Below are 13215 nucleotides of genomic sequence, written 5' to 3'. Positions count from 1 at the left end.
GGGAGCTTTTTTTTTGCGCGCGAGAAATGGCTTGAGCGGGTCGCGCCCGATTCAGGACGCTGTCAGACCCCCGCCGTTAGACTGGCGCCTCAGATTACGGCCTTGCGCCTGATCGCCCGGCGATTGATCCCCCTGCCAGGCGATTGCAGGGCCAGTGTTCTGACACCGATACCGCGTTCCCCGCGAGCCTTTTATGACGCGGTATTGTGTGCTCCCGTACCGGCCCGGCCTCTATTGAGCCGGGCCGCTTTTTTTTCCGGACGCGTTGCGCGCGCCCAAGAAAAAGGCGGCCTCGCATCGGCCGCCCGGGCACTGCGCGGGACCACGCCTCAGCGGCGCATGCCCACGCCGATGACCAGCACGCCGGCCACGATCGCGGCGATGCCGGCCCACATGGGGATCGGCACGGACTTCTCGGTTTCGGCCGTGGCCTTGACCGAACCGACCTGCAGCACGGTTTCCTCGGACTTGTAGCTGAAGCCCTTATACGCCAGGGCGGCGATGCCCAACACGATCAGGATGGCGCCGACAATCTTCATGCTTCTTCTCCTATTGCACACGGATGCCGCGGACATTACCGCATGGCCGCACGGCTGTCAGTGACAGAACGTGTCGCCTGACCCCATCGTATTGCACCGCTGCGGCAAAGCCGTCCGCGTCGTATAGAATCAACCCTTTTGGCCGACGCTCATGTGGTTCAAGAATCTCAAGATTTACCGTCTCTCCTCGCCGTGGACGCTGACCGGCGAGCAGCTTGAAGAAACGCTTGCGCGGCACGCCTATCAGGCCGGCAACAACCTCGAAATGCAAAGCCTGGGCTGGGTCCCGCCGCGCGAGAACGGCGGGCTGGCGCACGTCGTCGGCGGGCAGATCCTGCTGAATCTGCGCGCCGAGAAGAAGCTGCTGCCCAGCACCGTGGTCAACCAGGTCGCCAAGGCGCGCGCCCAGGAGATCGAAGAGCAGCAGGGCTACAAGCCGGGCCGCAAGCAGATGAAGGAAATCAAGGAGCGCGTCACCGACGAGCTGCTGCCGCGCGCCTTCAGCGTGTACCGCGACACCCGCGTGTGGATCGACCCGCAGAACCACTGGCTGGTGATCGATGCCGCCGCCTCGGCCAAGGCCGACGAAGTCATCGGCCTGCTGGCCAAGTGCGTGGATCCGTTCCCGCTCGAAAACCTGTACGTGGCCCAGTCGCCCGCCTCCGCCATGACCGGCTGGCTGGCCGAGGACGAAGCGCCGAGCAATTTCAGCATCGACCAGGACACCGAGCTGCGTTCGTCCGGCGAAAGCGGCGCGGCCATCCGCTACGTCAAGCACTCGATCGACGCCGACGACGTGCGCCGCCATATCCAGTCGGGCAAGCAGTGCACCCGCCTGGCCATGACCTGGGCCGACCGCATCTCGTTCGTGCTGACCGAAGGCCTGGACGTCAAGCGCGTCGCGCCGCTGGACGTGCTCAAGGAAGGCAACGACACCGTCGCCACCAACGACGACGAGAAGTTCGATTCCGACATGATGCTGATGACGGGCGAGCTGGCCAAGATGCTGGCCGAGCTGGTCGACGCGCTGGGCGGCGAAAAGAAGATCTGAGCCCCGCGCTCCGGCTTCACCGCGACGGGCCGCTCCTCTCTTTAGAGGGGGCGGCCTTTTTCATGGGGCGGCCATTTGTTCTCGTGGCGGCTTGCGCGCGGCTTGAATGGGTGCGGCGCGCCAGCCACGAACAAGATGGCCACGCGCCCGTCAGGCGGCAACGCTGCGGTCACGGCCCGACTGCTTGGCCTGGTACAACGCCTTGTCGGCGCGGTCGATCAGGTAGGCGTAGTCGGGATGGCCGTCGAAGGCGGCCACGCCGATGCTGGCGGTGATGCGCAAGGCGCCCACTTCCGGAATCATGAAGGCGTGGCGGCGGATCTCGGCGCCCAGCTTCTCGGCCACCAGCAGGGCCGCGTCGCGCGCCGTGTCCACCAGCACCACCAGGAACTCCTCGCCGCCATAGCGGAACACGAAATCGCTCGAACGACAGGACTGGTGCACCACCTCGGCGAACTGCCGCAGCACCTGGTCGCCGCCGGCGTGGCCATGCTGATCGTTGATCGCCTTGAAGTGATCGATATCCAGCAGCAGCACCGAGAACGTCGAGCGCTCGCGCGTGGCGATCAGGATCTCGCGGCCGATCACCGAGGGCAGGAAGCGGCGATTGAGCACGTTGGTGAGCGGATCGCTGCCGCTCTCGATCTCGGCCACCATGTCGAACAGGCCATTGAGCAGGTGCTTGATGCGCGCCACCAGTTCCTGCAGTTCACGCACCTGGTCCGGCAGCGACGCCGGGCCGCCCTGCAGCAGGCTGGGCAGCACCACGTCGTCCAGCCGCGCCACCGCTTCGGTGATCTGCCGCAGCGCCGGCGCGCTCTCGAACAGCACGCCGCCCTTGTGCTGCAGCCACAGGCCGAACTCGGAGGCCGCCAGGCGCGGCAGCACCTGTTCCGGCGCGCGGTAGTGCAGACCGATCAGCACCGCCTGGCTCCATTCGAGCAGGGCGGCGCGCTGGCGCTCGCGCTCGGTGGAAATGTTCTGGCCCAGCGCGAACAGGCGGTAGGCCTCGTCGTTGCGGGCGCCGCGGTTGATGTCGCGCATGAAGGCGCGGCTCATCTGCTCGATCGCCAGGTCGAACAGATTGCAGACGTACTGGGTCGCGACCGATGCCGCCACGCCGTCCAGGTCACTGGCGCGCAGGCGCAACGCGATTTCGTTCTTCAGGATGCGGGCGCCGGCCATCACCAGGTGGATCGGGATGTGCACGCGCGCATGCACTTCGCCCACCTTCTTCTGCACCGCCATCAGCGCCGCGATGTCGCCCTGCTCGCGCACGCACAGCAGGCCCTTGAGCCAGCCCTTCATGCCCTTGTGCAGGCGGGTGGCGACGATCTCGTGCGACAGGCGCGGGCCGGCCTCGGCATCGGCCAGCAAGGTGGAATAGAAGGCGTCGACCAGCTCGTTGGCGCTGTCGGACACCACCGCCGCGACCTGGCCGCGGGTGTAGGCATCGACCGACGAATAGACCGCCTGCCAGGCCTGGGCATTGGACGCGCTCAGGTAGCACGCCTGCCCGGCGGGATCAGGAGAAGACGGGACTGCGCGACTGCTCGAAGACATAAGACCATCCGACCGAAGATTCCATGGCGTGTCTCGGAACGACACGCGACAGGAAAAACCAGCGCGGATTATGCTTGAAATCGCCGGCGTCGGCCGTCATGGCGGCCGCGCCACGCTGTCCCGCGGACGCCTTACTCCAGGCCGTGGAACACCGAATCGTCCGGACCGATGTGCGACGGGTGCTGCCAGGTCACGTCGCGCAGTGAGTGCTGCACCAGCCCTTCCACGCCCAGCAGCACCGCGAAGATGGCCATGCGGATGGGAATGCCGTTGTCGGTCTGGCGGAAGATCGCCAGGCGCGGATCATGGTTCAGGTCCACGCTCAGGTCGTTGGCGCCCGGCCGGCTGTCGCGCGGCAACGGGTGCATGACGATGGTGTCCGGGCCGCAATAGGCGTCGATGATGGCGCGGTTGATCTGGAAGTCGGGCGTGTAGCCTTCGTTCTCTTCGTTGGCGAAGCGCTCTTTCTGCACGCGCGTGGCGTAGATCACGTCGGCGCCCGCCAGGCCCTCGGCCAGCGAGGTCTTCTGCTCGATGATGTTGCCGTTGCGGCTGGCCTGCTCGATGATGTAGGAGGGCATTTCCAGGCCCTTGGGCGACACCAGCGAGAACTTGACGTTCTTGTACAGCGCCATCAGCTTGATCAGCGAATGCACCGTGCGGCCGTACTTCAGGTCGCCGACCATGGCGATGTGCGCGCCGTCGAGCAGCTTGCCCAGGCGCGAGAACTCGGTGAGGATCGTGTACAGGTCCAGCAGCGCCTGGCTCGGGTGCTCGCCAGGGCCGTCGCCGCCGTTGACCACCGGGATGTTGGTGGCGCGCGCGAATTCGGCCACCGAGCCCTGGTCGGGATGGCGGATCACCATCGCGTCGACATAACCGCTCATGACGCGGCTGGTGTCGTAGATCGATTCGCCCTTGGCCATCGACGAGAAGGTGAAGCCGGTGGTGTCGCAGACCGAGCCGCCCAGGCGGCAGAAGGCCGAGCCGAAGCTGACGCGGGTCCGGGTGCTGGCCTCGAAGAACAGGTTGCCGAGCACCGCGCCTTCCAGCACGCGCGAGATTTTCTGGCGGCGCGCGATGGGCTGCATCATGTCGGCCACGCGGAACAGGTCCTCGACCGATTCGCGGGTGAACTGGTCCACCGACAGCAGCTGGTTCTTGCCCTCTACCGCGATCCGCTCACGCAGCGGGCCATCTTGTACGCTTTGCGTATATTTTTCGAGCAGCACGCCGTTCTGGACGATTTCGCTGACGAAACGCTGCACCACTTCCGGCATCGCGCGGAATTCCTGCGAGCCTTCCGGCAACAGCCAGGTGTCGAGCGCGCGGCGTTTGACGCCGATCCGGGTCGCGAACACGTCGCGCGTGAGATTCAGGCGGCGCATCGCATCGCGCAGGAAGGCTTGCTGGGAAATGGTCATGACAGGTCCCGAAGAAAGGGTTTGTATACGCACTGCGCATATTATTCCCAACGCAAGTGCATGTCCAACACTTTTGCGCACACGGGTTTACCCTCGAAACTCAGCGTCGAGCGTAGGTCGTCATCTGTGGCGCGGCATCCGTCGTGCCCTGCCCGGCCGCCAGCCAGCAGCCGGCGCAGAACGCCAGGGCGCTGACGACATAGCAGAGCATGGCAAGCACCTGCGCCGGCAGGTGCGCGCGGGTCAAGCGGCCGGTGTAGCCCTGGCGCAACAGGCTGACCTGCGCCAGGTAGGCGAACAAGACCCCGAGGCAGGCCAGCAGCAGGCCGGCCAACAGCAGCAGCAGGGGCAGTTGCAGATCGGGCGCGGCGATGTCGCCGCCGACGATGCCCAGCGAAAACGCCGCCAGTCCCAGCGCGGCGCCGCCGTTCAGCCAGCCCAGGAAGCGGAACGCGCCGGCCAGCAGCGCGAACGGCAGGCCGGCGGCGCGAAGCTGCTGGGCGCGCGGGTCCATTTAGTCTTCCTTGCGGCAGGCCGGCGTGGCGGTCTGGATCGAGGCGCGGGCGGCGGCGATCTCGGCCGCGTTCCAGCGGCCCTGGCCCAACACGGTCACGGTGACCTTGGCCTTGGCCGGACCGTCGGCCTCGGCGGAGATCAGTTCGAGGATCTTGGCGGTTTCGCCGACCTTGTAGACCTGGACCTCGTCCGGCGCGCCCTTCTCGCCAAGGACGTGCTTCCAGGCATACGACACGTTGTACGGATGCTGCACGTTCACATGGCAGGTGCGCACGTATTCGCCGGCGCGGCGGAAGGCCGCCTGGTAATTGGTATCCACGCTGAAGGTTTCCTTCAACACGGTATCGGCCTCGTAAACGCCCGTGCTGGCGCAACCGCCCAGCAACGCCATCAACGTGACACCCACCCATACAGTCTTGCGCATGATTCTTCCTGCCATCGGATTCGGATTCCCGCGATTATGCCAGCGGCCGCAAAAAGGCCACGCCCGAAATGTCGCGACATTTCTGCGTGGCCCTGGCCGCGCCCGCAGGCGCGCGGAACGCCCGGCGCCCTATTTGGTCGCGGCGCCCTCGATCTTCTCGCCGCCGCGCTGGATATCCTTGCCCGCGCCGGCAACGGTATTGCACCCCGCCGACATGGCGGCAATCGAAAGCAGCATGACGAGAATCACTTTGTTCTTCATGGGCATCTCCTGTCGAGGCGTGAAAACCGAAGCCAGCATACCGCAAAGGCCACCGTTTGCGCAGGGTGCGCCCCTCCCCCGTACGCCTGTCGCGTATTTGGCGGCAATGGATTAGGATGCGCTATGAACAAGAAACACGTATCGGAAAACGCGGGCGGCACGCCCCAGGCATGGGGCTGGGAACAGCCACAATGCCGCGGACAGGCGGCGCTGGCGCTCTTCATCGACGATCTGCACCGCATCCTGCAGAACTACACCGCCGGCAGGCTGGCCGCCAGCGCCACCCTGGCCGACGCCCAGGAACAGGTCGACCAGTTGCTGGCCCGATACAACGAGATCGCCGCCGCCCCCGAGATCTTCCTGGGCCAATCGGTCCAGCTCAAGGAAGGCGTCGACCGCAGCGGCGTTTCCCACACCGTACCCATTTTTTCCGCGCGCCTGAAGCAGTCCCTGGTCGCGATGCTGGGACAAGGACCCGGCTGACCCCACCTCCGGCGCGCGCCAGCCGCCGGCCAGAACCGCTCCAAAGAGAGGGAGACCGAAGCATGAATACAGACAATGTCGTGGAGTTTCTCCGCCTGCTGTCGCTGGATGTCTCGCTGGGCGCGGCCGCCCAGCACGCCGCGAGCCAGGCGGATGCGCCTCTGGCGTTGGCCCGCCTGGCCACCGCGCACGGCTTGCCTTGCAGCGCCTCCGACTGGTCGATGTTCACCCGCGACTGCCTCGATGCCGACGACAGCGCCGAAAGCGAAGCCTTCTCGGGCGACGCCAAGATCTGGCAGCTGGTGCAGGATCCGGGCCAGGGCACCAGCATGCCGGCCAGCGCCATCACCCGCGTCATCGGCATCGCCACGCAACCCGATGGCCCGACCGTGGTCGGCCATGTCGTCAACGACCTGGCGCCGCGCCCGGCCCAGGGCGCTTCGCCCTATCCCGGCAGTTCCTGAGCCGGCGCGCCGGCCATCCCCAGAAACGCCGCCACGCCGCTGGCGGCCACCACCCCGCTGGCCATGCACGCGGTCAGCAGATAGCCGCCGGTCGGCGCTTCCCAATCCAGCATTTCCCCCGCGCAGAACACGCCCGGCGCCTGGCGCAGCATCAGGCCGGGCTCCAGCGCGTCGAACGCCACGCCGCCCGCGGTGCTGATGGCCTCGTCCATCGGACGGGTACGCACCAGCGTCAGCGGCAGGGCCTTGATCAAGCGCCCCAGGCGCGCCGCATCACGGAAGTCATCGGCGCCGGCGCACTCGCGCAGCAGGCCGGCCTTGACGCCGGTCAGCCCCAGCCGGCTCTGCAGGTGGCTGGACATCGAGCGCGCGCCACGCGGATGCGTGACGGCTTCCAGCACCCTCTCCTGGGTCCAGCCCGGCGCCAGGTCGAGCAGGGCCACCGCCTGCCCGGCCGTCTCGATGCGGTCGCGCAGCGGCGCCGACAACGCGTAGACCAGGCTGCCCTCGATGCCGTTTTCCGTGACGACGAACTCACCCTGGCGGGCCGGCCCCGGTCCCGATTCACCGACGCAGCGCAGCGTGACCGACTTGACCGGTTGGCCGGCATGGCGCTGCCGGAAGTGTTCGGACCATGCCACGTCGAAGCCGCAGTTGGCCGCGCGCAGCGGCGCCGTGGCGATGCCGTGCGCCGCCAGTCCGGGCAGCCAGGCGCCATCCGACCCCAGCTTGGCCCAGCTGCCGCCGCCCAGGGCCAGCACCACCGCGTCGGCCGCGCAGGTGCGCACGCCATCGGGCGTGTCGAAGCGCAGCTCGGCCGCGCCGGGCGCGCCATCCGACGGCCAGCCGAGCCAGCGATGACGCATGTGAAAGCGCACGCCGCTGGCGCGCAGGCGGGCCAGCCAGGCGCGCAACAAGGGCGCCGCCTTCATTTCGGCGGGAAAGACCCGGCCCGACGAACCGACGAAAGTCTCGATGCCGAGCTGCCCCGCCCATGCGCGCAAGCCATCGGCGTCCAGCGCGCGCAGCCAGGGCGCGATCTGGCCGGCGCGTTCGCCATAGCGCGCCAGGAACGGCGCCGCGGCCTCGCTGTGGGTCAGGTTCAAACCGCCGCGCCCGGCCATGAGGAACTTGCGGCCGACCGACGGCATCGCGTCGTACACGTCGACCTGCACGCCACGCGCGGCCAGCCCTTCGGCCGCCATCAGGCCGGCCGGCCCGCCGCCGATAACGGCCACGCGCTTGGCGGACGGACTCATGGCGCCCGAGGGCGGATGCGGGTTGGAATGCATGGCGGCGGAATTCAGGAAAGCCAGGGCGGGACGGGCCGCCGGGGGTGCGATTGTCGCACGCGGCGGCGCCGCGCCCGGCCATCGCACCCGCCGGACAAAAAAAAGCCCCGGATGGGGCATTTTTTCATCGCAGCGGCCAAGCCATTGATATTGCGGCGATATTGCGACATGCGCAACGCCTATCCCAAGGCTTGTCCACAGTCGCTGTGGGTAACTGCGCTAGGCGTTGCCGGCGGCCTGCATCGGCCCGGACCAGGGTTCGGCATCGAGCTGGAAACGCAATTCCTGGTATTCGCCGTCGACCGCGACCGAGCGCAGCAGGCCCGATCCCAGCGCCTGCCCCATTGCGCGGCGGCACAGGGTTTCGGGATCGTCCGGCAGCGACTGGAACACGCCATCGGGAATGCGCAGCCGCAGCAGCGCCTGGGGATCGCCGCGTTCGGCGGGCCGCCCGATGTGAATGTGGGCCGGATAGCCGTGCGGGCACCAGATGCCCACGTGGTACTTGCCTTCGCTGCCGGTATCGGCGACGTAGCCGGGATGATCGTATTTTGCCGTGCCCATGGACCCTCCTCGTGTGCGGCGGACTCGCGCGCTTGAGCCATGGTAGCGCAGCGTCCGCCACCTGTGCGGGCCCGCGCCCCCGGGAAACTCCGGGCTGGAACGCCGGCTTGATGCAGGGCAAGCGAGAGATGAAAAAAACCGCGACGGTCGTCGCGGTCCTCCTGGAAGCGCCGGTGGCGGCGCCGAGAGCCGTACGCCGGCCATCCACGGAACCGTGCTGATTCTGCGCCGCAGGTCGATCCTGTGAAGTCACACAGCAGCTATCGTAGTGGCGACGACCTCCGCTGCATGCGATCTCCACTCCCCACAAGCGCCGCCCATGCCTCTCTACCATCGTCTGGCCAGTTCGACACAACGACTCGACGTCGCCTTCCACCAGACTCACAGCAAGGAAGTCTGGGGGACAGGAGCCTTCCTCACCGGAATTGCTTCCGTCAAGGCATACCTCGGCCCCCTGCCTGCCGGCGACGATGGGATCGAATTCGAAACCGACATCCCGCCCACGCCGGGCACCAGCACCCTGGCCGTTGCCTACTGGTACCAGGGACAGGCCCAGGCAGCCGCGAAGTCCGGATTTGTCATGATTCCGGTTAGCATGAGGAAGGTTGCCTACACACAACCCGCCAACCTCGGGGCAGCATCATGCGTCTTTTGACCATTGAACACGTACCTCCCGCTCGCCGGCGAACCGTCCCCATCTGGTATCCCGCCGTCATGCTCAGCTTGTCCGGCGAAGCGTTGCGTCGCACCGGACTCGATTTCGAGACGGCACAGGATGATCTCGACACCGTGACCTTTGCGTATGCCGAGGTCGAGAAGATACCCATCATGTTGATGCGCCACGCGTCGGAGCCCAAGCACGTGTACACGCTGATGGTGGATGCGGAAAGTGAAGCGAATGACCGTGGCTGGGGCGTCCTGAACTTCGCGTCGGGCGTATTGGCCAGCCTGCACGTGAGGCCTGGAGAGGTGATCTGGCGCAACGACGAACTGGACAAGCTGTTTCCTGCCAGACTGAATCTCAAATCCGGCAAATCGGTCTTCGAGCAGCTCGACCTGCACAATATCGAACCGGTTTCGCTTGACGATGCAAGTCCATCTCCAGGGCCTGCCTACACGCCGCCGGCAAAAGCCAGGTTCTGATTCGCACCGACGGCGCGCGCCAGAAAGCAAAAAAGCCTTGATTTCGTCATGAAATCAAGGCTTCGAATGCTGGTTGCGGGGGCAGGATTTGAACCTACGACCTTCGGGTTATGAGCCCGACGAGCTGCCAGACTGCTCCACCCCGCGTCTGATGTGTGAATCATACATCATTTTGAAATCTTGTGCAGCGCACCCAGCGAATTGGGCCGATTATTTTTGCTTTCCGAGCCAAAAAAACCCGTTGCGATGGCCGCGACGCGCGCCAGCAGCCCGGGCGGATCCAGGCAGATCGCCTGCGCCTGGCCGACCGCCGTCAGCGTCAACGGACCGCCTTCCGGCAGGCAATGGCTTTCACCCGCGTTCAGGCGCATCGGCGGCGGCAAATACCGGCCTGGCGGCATATCCGAGCGGTACGGCGGCTCGGCCACCATCAGGCTGCCGCTGGTGCAGACGATGAGCGCCCCGCCGCGCAGGCGCACCTGGCGGCTGGCGCCGGCCAGCAGATCAATACGTTGCGAACGCGGTTCGGGGGCGGGAAAAAGGGCCATGGTCATCTCCAATCTGACGCCCACAGTCTGCGCCCGCCCTGTTTTGCGCAACAGCCACACAATCTGACTTTCTGTACCGATGCAGGTTCTCGATTTCCGCTCTGTTATGGTGTACTTTGCGTGAATCTGTGCCTACCCTCAACCCAACCTCGGGGAGCATGATCGGCGCATGGACCCGCAACCGCTATACCTACGCCTGGCGAACCACTACCGGCGCGCCATCCAGACCGGGGTCCTGGCCCCCGACCAGCGCATGCCGTCCGTGCGCACCCTGGTGCGCACCCACCACGTCAGCCTCTCGACCGCGCTGCAGGCCTGCCGCCTGCTCGAGGACGACGGCCTGATCGAGGCCCGTCCCCGGTCCGGCTACTTCGTCCTCAAGCCGCGCCGCAACAGCATTCCCCCCGTCAACGAGCCGGACATCCGCCAGGCGCTGGGCACGGCCCAGTACGTCGGCATCCATGACCGCGTGTCGGACTTCATCGCCAAGTGCGAGGCCCATCCCGTCAGCGCCAACTTCGCGCTGGCCGCGGCGGTGCCGGAAGCCTATCCGATGGAAGACCTGAAGCAGGCCATGATCCGCGCGCTGCGGCAGTCGCCCCAGGTGCTGGTCAGCCCGGTGCCGCCGCAGGGCCATCCCGAACTGCGCACGGTGCTGGCGCGGCGCGCGCTGGCCAACGGCATCAACGCCACGCCCGATGACGTCATCGTCACGCATGGCTGCATCGAGGCGCTGAACCTGGCGCTGCGCGCCGTGGCCCGCCCGGGCGACACCATCGCGGTGGAGTCGCCGACCTACTTCGGCCTGCTGCAGATCCTCGAAAGCCTGGGCATGCGCGCGCTGGAGATTCCCACCAGTCCGCAGCACGGCCTGTCGATCGAGGCGCTGGACCTGGCGTTCCAGACCCACGGCAACATCCGCGCGGTGGTGGTGGTGCCGAACTTCCAGAACCCGCTGGGCTGCGTCATGCCCGACGCCGAGAAGGCGCGCCTAGTGGCCCTGTGCGAACGCCAGCAGGTGCCGCTGATCGAGGATGACACCTATGGCGCGCTGAACGACGACGACACGCCGCTGGCCGCGGCCAAGTCCTGGGACCCGACCGGCAACGTCATCTACTGCTCGTCGCTGCACAAGACGCTGGCGCCGGGCATGCGGCTGGGCTGGCTGCTGGGCGGCCGCTGGAAGGCGCGCATCGCCATGCTGAAATTCGCGCAGAGCCGGCCCAACGAACCGCTGGCGCAGATCGCCGTGGCCGAATACCTCGGATCGCGCGCCTACGACCGGCACCTGGCGCGGCTGCGCCGGCAATTGAAGACGCAGCGCGAGCAGACCGCCGAAGTCATCGCGGCGCACTTCCCGCGCGGCACCCGCCTCAGCATGCCGACCGGCGGCATGCTGCTGTGGCTGGAGATGCCGGACGGCCGCTCGGGACTGGATGTCTTCGAGGCCGCGCTGCAGCAGGGCATCCGCGTGGCGCCCGGCGCCATGTTCTCCAACGGCGCGCGCTACAACCACTTCCTGCGCATCAGTTGCGGGCAACGCCACACGCCCGAGATCGCGCGGGCGCTGGTGACGCTGGCACGCATCGTCGGCGAGCGCCAGGCATGAATCCACACCTGCATCAATTCATCGTCGACTACGGCCTGTGGGCGGTGCTGGGTGGCACCCTGCTCGAGGGCGAAAGCGTGGTGGTGCTGGCGGGCTTCCTGTCGCATCAGCGCCTGCTGCACCTGCCCTACGTGATGCTGTGCGCGTTCGCCGGCTCGTTCATCGCCGACCAGGCCTTGTTCTATCTGGGCCGCCGCTACCGCGAGCATCGCTACGTGCGGCGGGTCCGCGCCCAGCCCGCGTTCAGCAAAGCGCTGGCGGCGGTCGACCGCTATCCGCACGGCTTCATCCTGGCGTTGCGCTTTCTGTATGGACTGCGCACGGTCGGTCCGGTGGCGCTGGGGGTCTCGCAGGTGTCCTCGCTGCGCTTTCTGGTGCTCAACGCCATCGCGGCCGCGATCTGGGCGGTGTGCTTCAGCCTGGTGGGATATGTGTTCGGGCAGACGATCGAGTCCCTGCTCGGTCGTCTGCATGGCGTGGAAACCAAGCTGGCGGTGGCCGCCGTGATCGGCGTGGCGACCTGGCTGGCCTACTGGCTGTTTGCGCGGCGGCGGCGCCGGTGACCGGCGCGCCGCTCAGAAGACCAGCTTGCCGCTGGCGCGCAACACGTGCCGGCGGCGCGCCTTGCGATACAGCGGACCGATGAACGGCAGCAGGGCCAGCCGCCGCAGGATGGGATGACGCTGGTCGAAGTCGTGCCAGGCCTTGAAGCCATGGCCCAGGCGCTCCCAGCTCTGACGCGCCTCGGGGGAGAGTTTGCCGGGGTCGAACGCCGCCAGCTTTGCCGCTTCCGAAACCCGGGCCGCGAGGCCACGATTCCGGTATTCCAATGGATACTGATTCCGCATGGGGCGGCATATTACCCGGCTTGCGGGACCTCTGCCGGCCCCTGTCGCGCGGCGAACACAGGCGGTTTTGGCGCCGCCTTTGATCGCACTTTGCAAGCCGTTGTAATTAAAGGAAAAAGGCTTTCTATGCCCGCGCTATCCCAAGGCTTGTCCACAGAAGTTGTGGGTAACTTCGACAGGCCGCGGGCGGCCGGCGGCTACTTCAGCGCGGCGATGATCTGGTCGCGCACGCTTTCGAAGCCCGCCACGTATTGCGGGTTTTCCGAACGGGCCAGCAGGCTGGAATAGTTCTGCTCCAGCTGCGCCTCGATCGCCTCGCGCAGGCCGGGCGAGCCCTTGGCCAGGTGCAGCATCGTCAGCAGCGCCGAGTTGAGCGCGTCGATGCGGCCGCCCTGGTGCGAAATGGTATGCACGATGACCGCGATTTGTTCCTGGATGTCCATGGAAAAGCCTCCTGGCAATGAATATCGGCGCAAATCCTAGCAT

18 protein-coding genes and 1 tRNA gene are annotated in these 13215 nt (G+C 66.7%); 7 read left to right on the top strand and 12 right to left on the bottom strand.

The genetic code is table 11. The features are described 5' to 3' along the window. Nucleotides 1-329: 329 nt before the first annotated feature. Nucleotides 330-539 carry a hypothetical protein gene (locus H0523_RS16450; RefSeq protein WP_006388393.1) on the bottom strand — a complete coding sequence of 70 codons (210 nt, stop codon included), beginning with the start codon at nt 537-539 and terminating at the stop codon, nt 330-332. A 151-nt stretch (nt 540-690) separates the two neighbouring features. On the opposite strand from H0523_RS16450, the gene H0523_RS16445 reads away from it, so the two are divergent. Further along, nucleotides 691-1590 carry a recombination-associated protein RdgC gene (locus H0523_RS16445; protein WP_006393742.1) on the top strand — a complete coding sequence of 300 codons (900 nt, stop codon included), beginning with the start codon at nt 691-693 and terminating at the stop codon, nt 1588-1590. Between the two features lie 150 nt (nt 1591-1740). Here H0523_RS16445 and H0523_RS16440 read toward each other — a convergent pair whose 3' ends face one another. The 5 genes from H0523_RS16440 to H0523_RS16420 form a co-directional block, all read right to left on the bottom strand. Continuing rightward, entirely contained in the window at nt 1741-3153 is a 1413-nt protein-coding gene (locus tag H0523_RS16440) for a diguanylate cyclase (RefSeq protein ID WP_054433348.1), read from the bottom strand. A 131-nt stretch (nt 3154-3284) separates the two neighbouring features. Continuing rightward, on the bottom strand, nt 3285-4577 hold the full coding sequence (locus tag H0523_RS16435) for an aspartate carbamoyltransferase (protein WP_054433349.1): 1293 nt from the start codon (nt 4575-4577) through the stop codon (nt 3285-3287). A 100-nt stretch (nt 4578-4677) separates the two neighbouring features. Then, nucleotides 4678-5091, bottom strand: coding sequence for a hypothetical protein (locus H0523_RS16430; protein WP_054433350.1), 414 nt, complete (start codon nt 5089-5091; stop codon nt 4678-4680). Continuing rightward, nucleotides 5092-5517: a BPTD_2524 family lipoprotein gene (locus H0523_RS16425; RefSeq protein WP_054433351.1), complete on the bottom strand. Its 426-nt coding sequence runs from the start codon at nt 5515-5517 to the stop codon at nt 5092-5094. Nucleotides 5518-5646: 129 nt separating this feature from the next. Further along, complete coding sequence (locus H0523_RS16420) at nt 5647-5778, bottom strand: entericidin A/B family lipoprotein (protein ID WP_006388387.1); 132 nt, start codon at nt 5776-5778, stop codon at nt 5647-5649. A gap of 123 nt (nt 5779-5901) precedes the next feature. Between H0523_RS16420 and H0523_RS16415 the strand changes: the two genes are divergently transcribed. Both H0523_RS16415 and H0523_RS16410 read left to right on the top strand, forming a co-directional pair. Then, nucleotides 5902-6261 carry a hypothetical protein gene (locus H0523_RS16415; RefSeq protein WP_054433352.1) on the top strand — a complete coding sequence of 120 codons (360 nt, stop codon included), beginning with the start codon at nt 5902-5904 and terminating at the stop codon, nt 6259-6261. Nucleotides 6262-6323: 62 nt separating this feature from the next. Next, nucleotides 6324-6725, top strand: a complete 402-nt coding sequence (locus H0523_RS16410) for a hypothetical protein (protein ID WP_054433353.1) — start codon at nt 6324-6326, stop codon at nt 6723-6725. Here H0523_RS16410 and H0523_RS16405 read toward each other — a convergent pair. Then, a complete protein-coding gene (locus H0523_RS16405; RefSeq protein WP_082385645.1) occupies nt 6707-8017 on the bottom strand; it encodes a TIGR03862 family flavoprotein in 1311 nt (436 codons plus the stop codon). The two genes, H0523_RS16410 and H0523_RS16405, sit on opposite strands and share 19 nt — an antisense overlap. 219 nt (nt 8018-8236) lie before the next feature. Continuing rightward, complete coding sequence (locus H0523_RS16400) at nt 8237-8581, bottom strand: hypothetical protein (RefSeq protein ID WP_054433354.1); 345 nt, start codon at nt 8579-8581, stop codon at nt 8237-8239. Nucleotides 8582-8900: 319 nt separating this feature from the next. On the opposite strand from H0523_RS16400, the gene H0523_RS16395 reads away from it, so the two are divergent. Both H0523_RS16395 and H0523_RS16390 read left to right on the top strand, forming a co-directional pair. Continuing rightward, nucleotides 8901-9236: a hypothetical protein gene (locus H0523_RS16395; RefSeq protein ID WP_054433355.1), complete on the top strand. Its 336-nt coding sequence runs from the start codon at nt 8901-8903 to the stop codon at nt 9234-9236. Beyond that, nucleotides 9224-9724 (top strand): hypothetical protein, encoded by a 501-nt coding sequence (locus tag H0523_RS16390; RefSeq protein ID WP_156350391.1) that lies wholly within the window; start codon nt 9224-9226, stop codon nt 9722-9724. Before H0523_RS16395 ends, H0523_RS16390 begins: the two co-directional genes overlap by 13 nt. Nucleotides 9725-9794: 70 nt before the next feature. Here H0523_RS16390 and H0523_RS16385 read toward each other — a convergent pair. Next, a tRNA-Met gene (locus tag H0523_RS16385) sits at nt 9795-9871 on the bottom strand. Nucleotides 9872-9891: 20 nt separating this feature from the next. After that, the gene (locus H0523_RS16380; protein ID WP_231689802.1) at nt 9892-10332 is read right to left on the bottom strand and encodes a hypothetical protein; all 441 of its coding nucleotides are present in this window, start codon (nt 10330-10332) and stop codon (nt 9892-9894) included. A gap of 109 nt (nt 10333-10441) precedes the next feature. Here H0523_RS16380 and H0523_RS16375 point away from each other — a divergent pair, with 109 nt between their 5' ends. Beyond that, entirely contained in the window at nt 10442-11881 is a 1440-nt protein-coding gene (locus H0523_RS16375; protein ID WP_054433358.1) for an aminotransferase-like domain-containing protein, read from the top strand. Continuing rightward, on the top strand, nt 11878-12444 hold the full coding sequence (locus H0523_RS16370) for a DedA family protein (protein ID WP_054433359.1): 567 nt from the start codon (nt 11878-11880) through the stop codon (nt 12442-12444). Before H0523_RS16375 ends, H0523_RS16370 begins: the two co-directional genes overlap by 4 nt. A gap of 12 nt (nt 12445-12456) precedes the next feature. Here the strand turns inward: H0523_RS16370 and H0523_RS16365 are convergent, their stop codons facing one another. Continuing rightward, nucleotides 12457-12711 (bottom strand): hypothetical protein, encoded by a 255-nt coding sequence (locus H0523_RS16365; RefSeq protein WP_006393728.1) that lies wholly within the window; start codon nt 12709-12711, stop codon nt 12457-12459. 215 nt (nt 12712-12926) lie between these two features. Next, complete coding sequence (locus H0523_RS16360) at nt 12927-13172, bottom strand: hypothetical protein (protein WP_006393727.1); 246 nt, start codon at nt 13170-13172, stop codon at nt 12927-12929. Between the last annotated feature and the right edge of the window lie 43 nt (nt 13173-13215).

Origin of the sequence: Achromobacter insuavis (assembly GCF_902859645.1) — a bacterium.
In the GTDB taxonomy this organism is placed as follows: Bacteria; Pseudomonadota; Gammaproteobacteria; order Burkholderiales; family Burkholderiaceae_B; genus Achromobacter; species Achromobacter insuavis.
This window is presented reverse-complemented; position numbering and strand designations above follow the sequence as displayed.

What these genes read in the sequence shown, in the direction of transcription:
- H0523_RS16450 (WP_006388393.1), bottom strand. Translation starts at nt 539, where the DNA reads ATGAAGATTGTCGGCGCCATCCTGATCGTGTTGGGCATCGCCGCCCTG.
- H0523_RS16445 (WP_006393742.1), top strand. Translation starts at nt 691, where the DNA reads ATGTGGTTCAAGAATCTCAAGATTTACCGTCTCTCCTCGCCGTGGACG.
- H0523_RS16410 (WP_054433353.1), top strand. Translation starts at nt 6,324, where the DNA reads ATGAATACAGACAATGTCGTGGAGTTTCTCCGCCTGCTGTCGCTGGAT.
- H0523_RS16440 (WP_054433348.1), bottom strand. Translation starts at nt 3,153, where the DNA reads ATGTCTTCGAGCAGTCGCGCAGTCCCGTCTTCTCCTGATCCCGCCGGG.
- H0523_RS16395 (WP_054433355.1), top strand. Translation starts at nt 8,901, where the DNA reads ATGCCTCTCTACCATCGTCTGGCCAGTTCGACACAACGACTCGACGTC.
- H0523_RS16400 (WP_054433354.1), bottom strand. Translation starts at nt 8,581, where the DNA reads ATGGGCACGGCAAAATACGATCATCCCGGCTACGTCGCCGATACCGGC.
- H0523_RS16375 (WP_054433358.1), top strand. Translation starts at nt 10,442, where the DNA reads ATGGACCCGCAACCGCTATACCTACGCCTGGCGAACCACTACCGGCGC.
- H0523_RS16360 (WP_006393727.1), bottom strand. Translation starts at nt 13,172, where the DNA reads ATGGACATCCAGGAACAAATCGCGGTCATCGTGCATACCATTTCGCAC.
- H0523_RS16390 (WP_156350391.1), top strand. Translation starts at nt 9,224, where the DNA reads ATGCGTCTTTTGACCATTGAACACGTACCTCCCGCTCGCCGGCGAACC.
- H0523_RS16405 (WP_082385645.1), bottom strand. Translation starts at nt 8,017, where the DNA reads ATGCATTCCAACCCGCATCCGCCCTCGGGCGCCATGAGTCCGTCCGCC.
- H0523_RS16420 (WP_006388387.1), bottom strand. Translation starts at nt 5,778, where the DNA reads ATGAAGAACAAAGTGATTCTCGTCATGCTGCTTTCGATTGCCGCCATG.
- H0523_RS16425 (WP_054433351.1), bottom strand. Translation starts at nt 5,517, where the DNA reads ATGCGCAAGACTGTATGGGTGGGTGTCACGTTGATGGCGTTGCTGGGC.
- H0523_RS16435 (WP_054433349.1), bottom strand. Translation starts at nt 4,577, where the DNA reads ATGACCATTTCCCAGCAAGCCTTCCTGCGCGATGCGATGCGCCGCCTG.
- H0523_RS16415 (WP_054433352.1), top strand. Translation starts at nt 5,902, where the DNA reads ATGAACAAGAAACACGTATCGGAAAACGCGGGCGGCACGCCCCAGGCA.
- H0523_RS16370 (WP_054433359.1), top strand. Translation starts at nt 11,878, where the DNA reads ATGAATCCACACCTGCATCAATTCATCGTCGACTACGGCCTGTGGGCG.
- H0523_RS16430 (WP_054433350.1), bottom strand. Translation starts at nt 5,091, where the DNA reads ATGGACCCGCGCGCCCAGCAGCTTCGCGCCGCCGGCCTGCCGTTCGCG.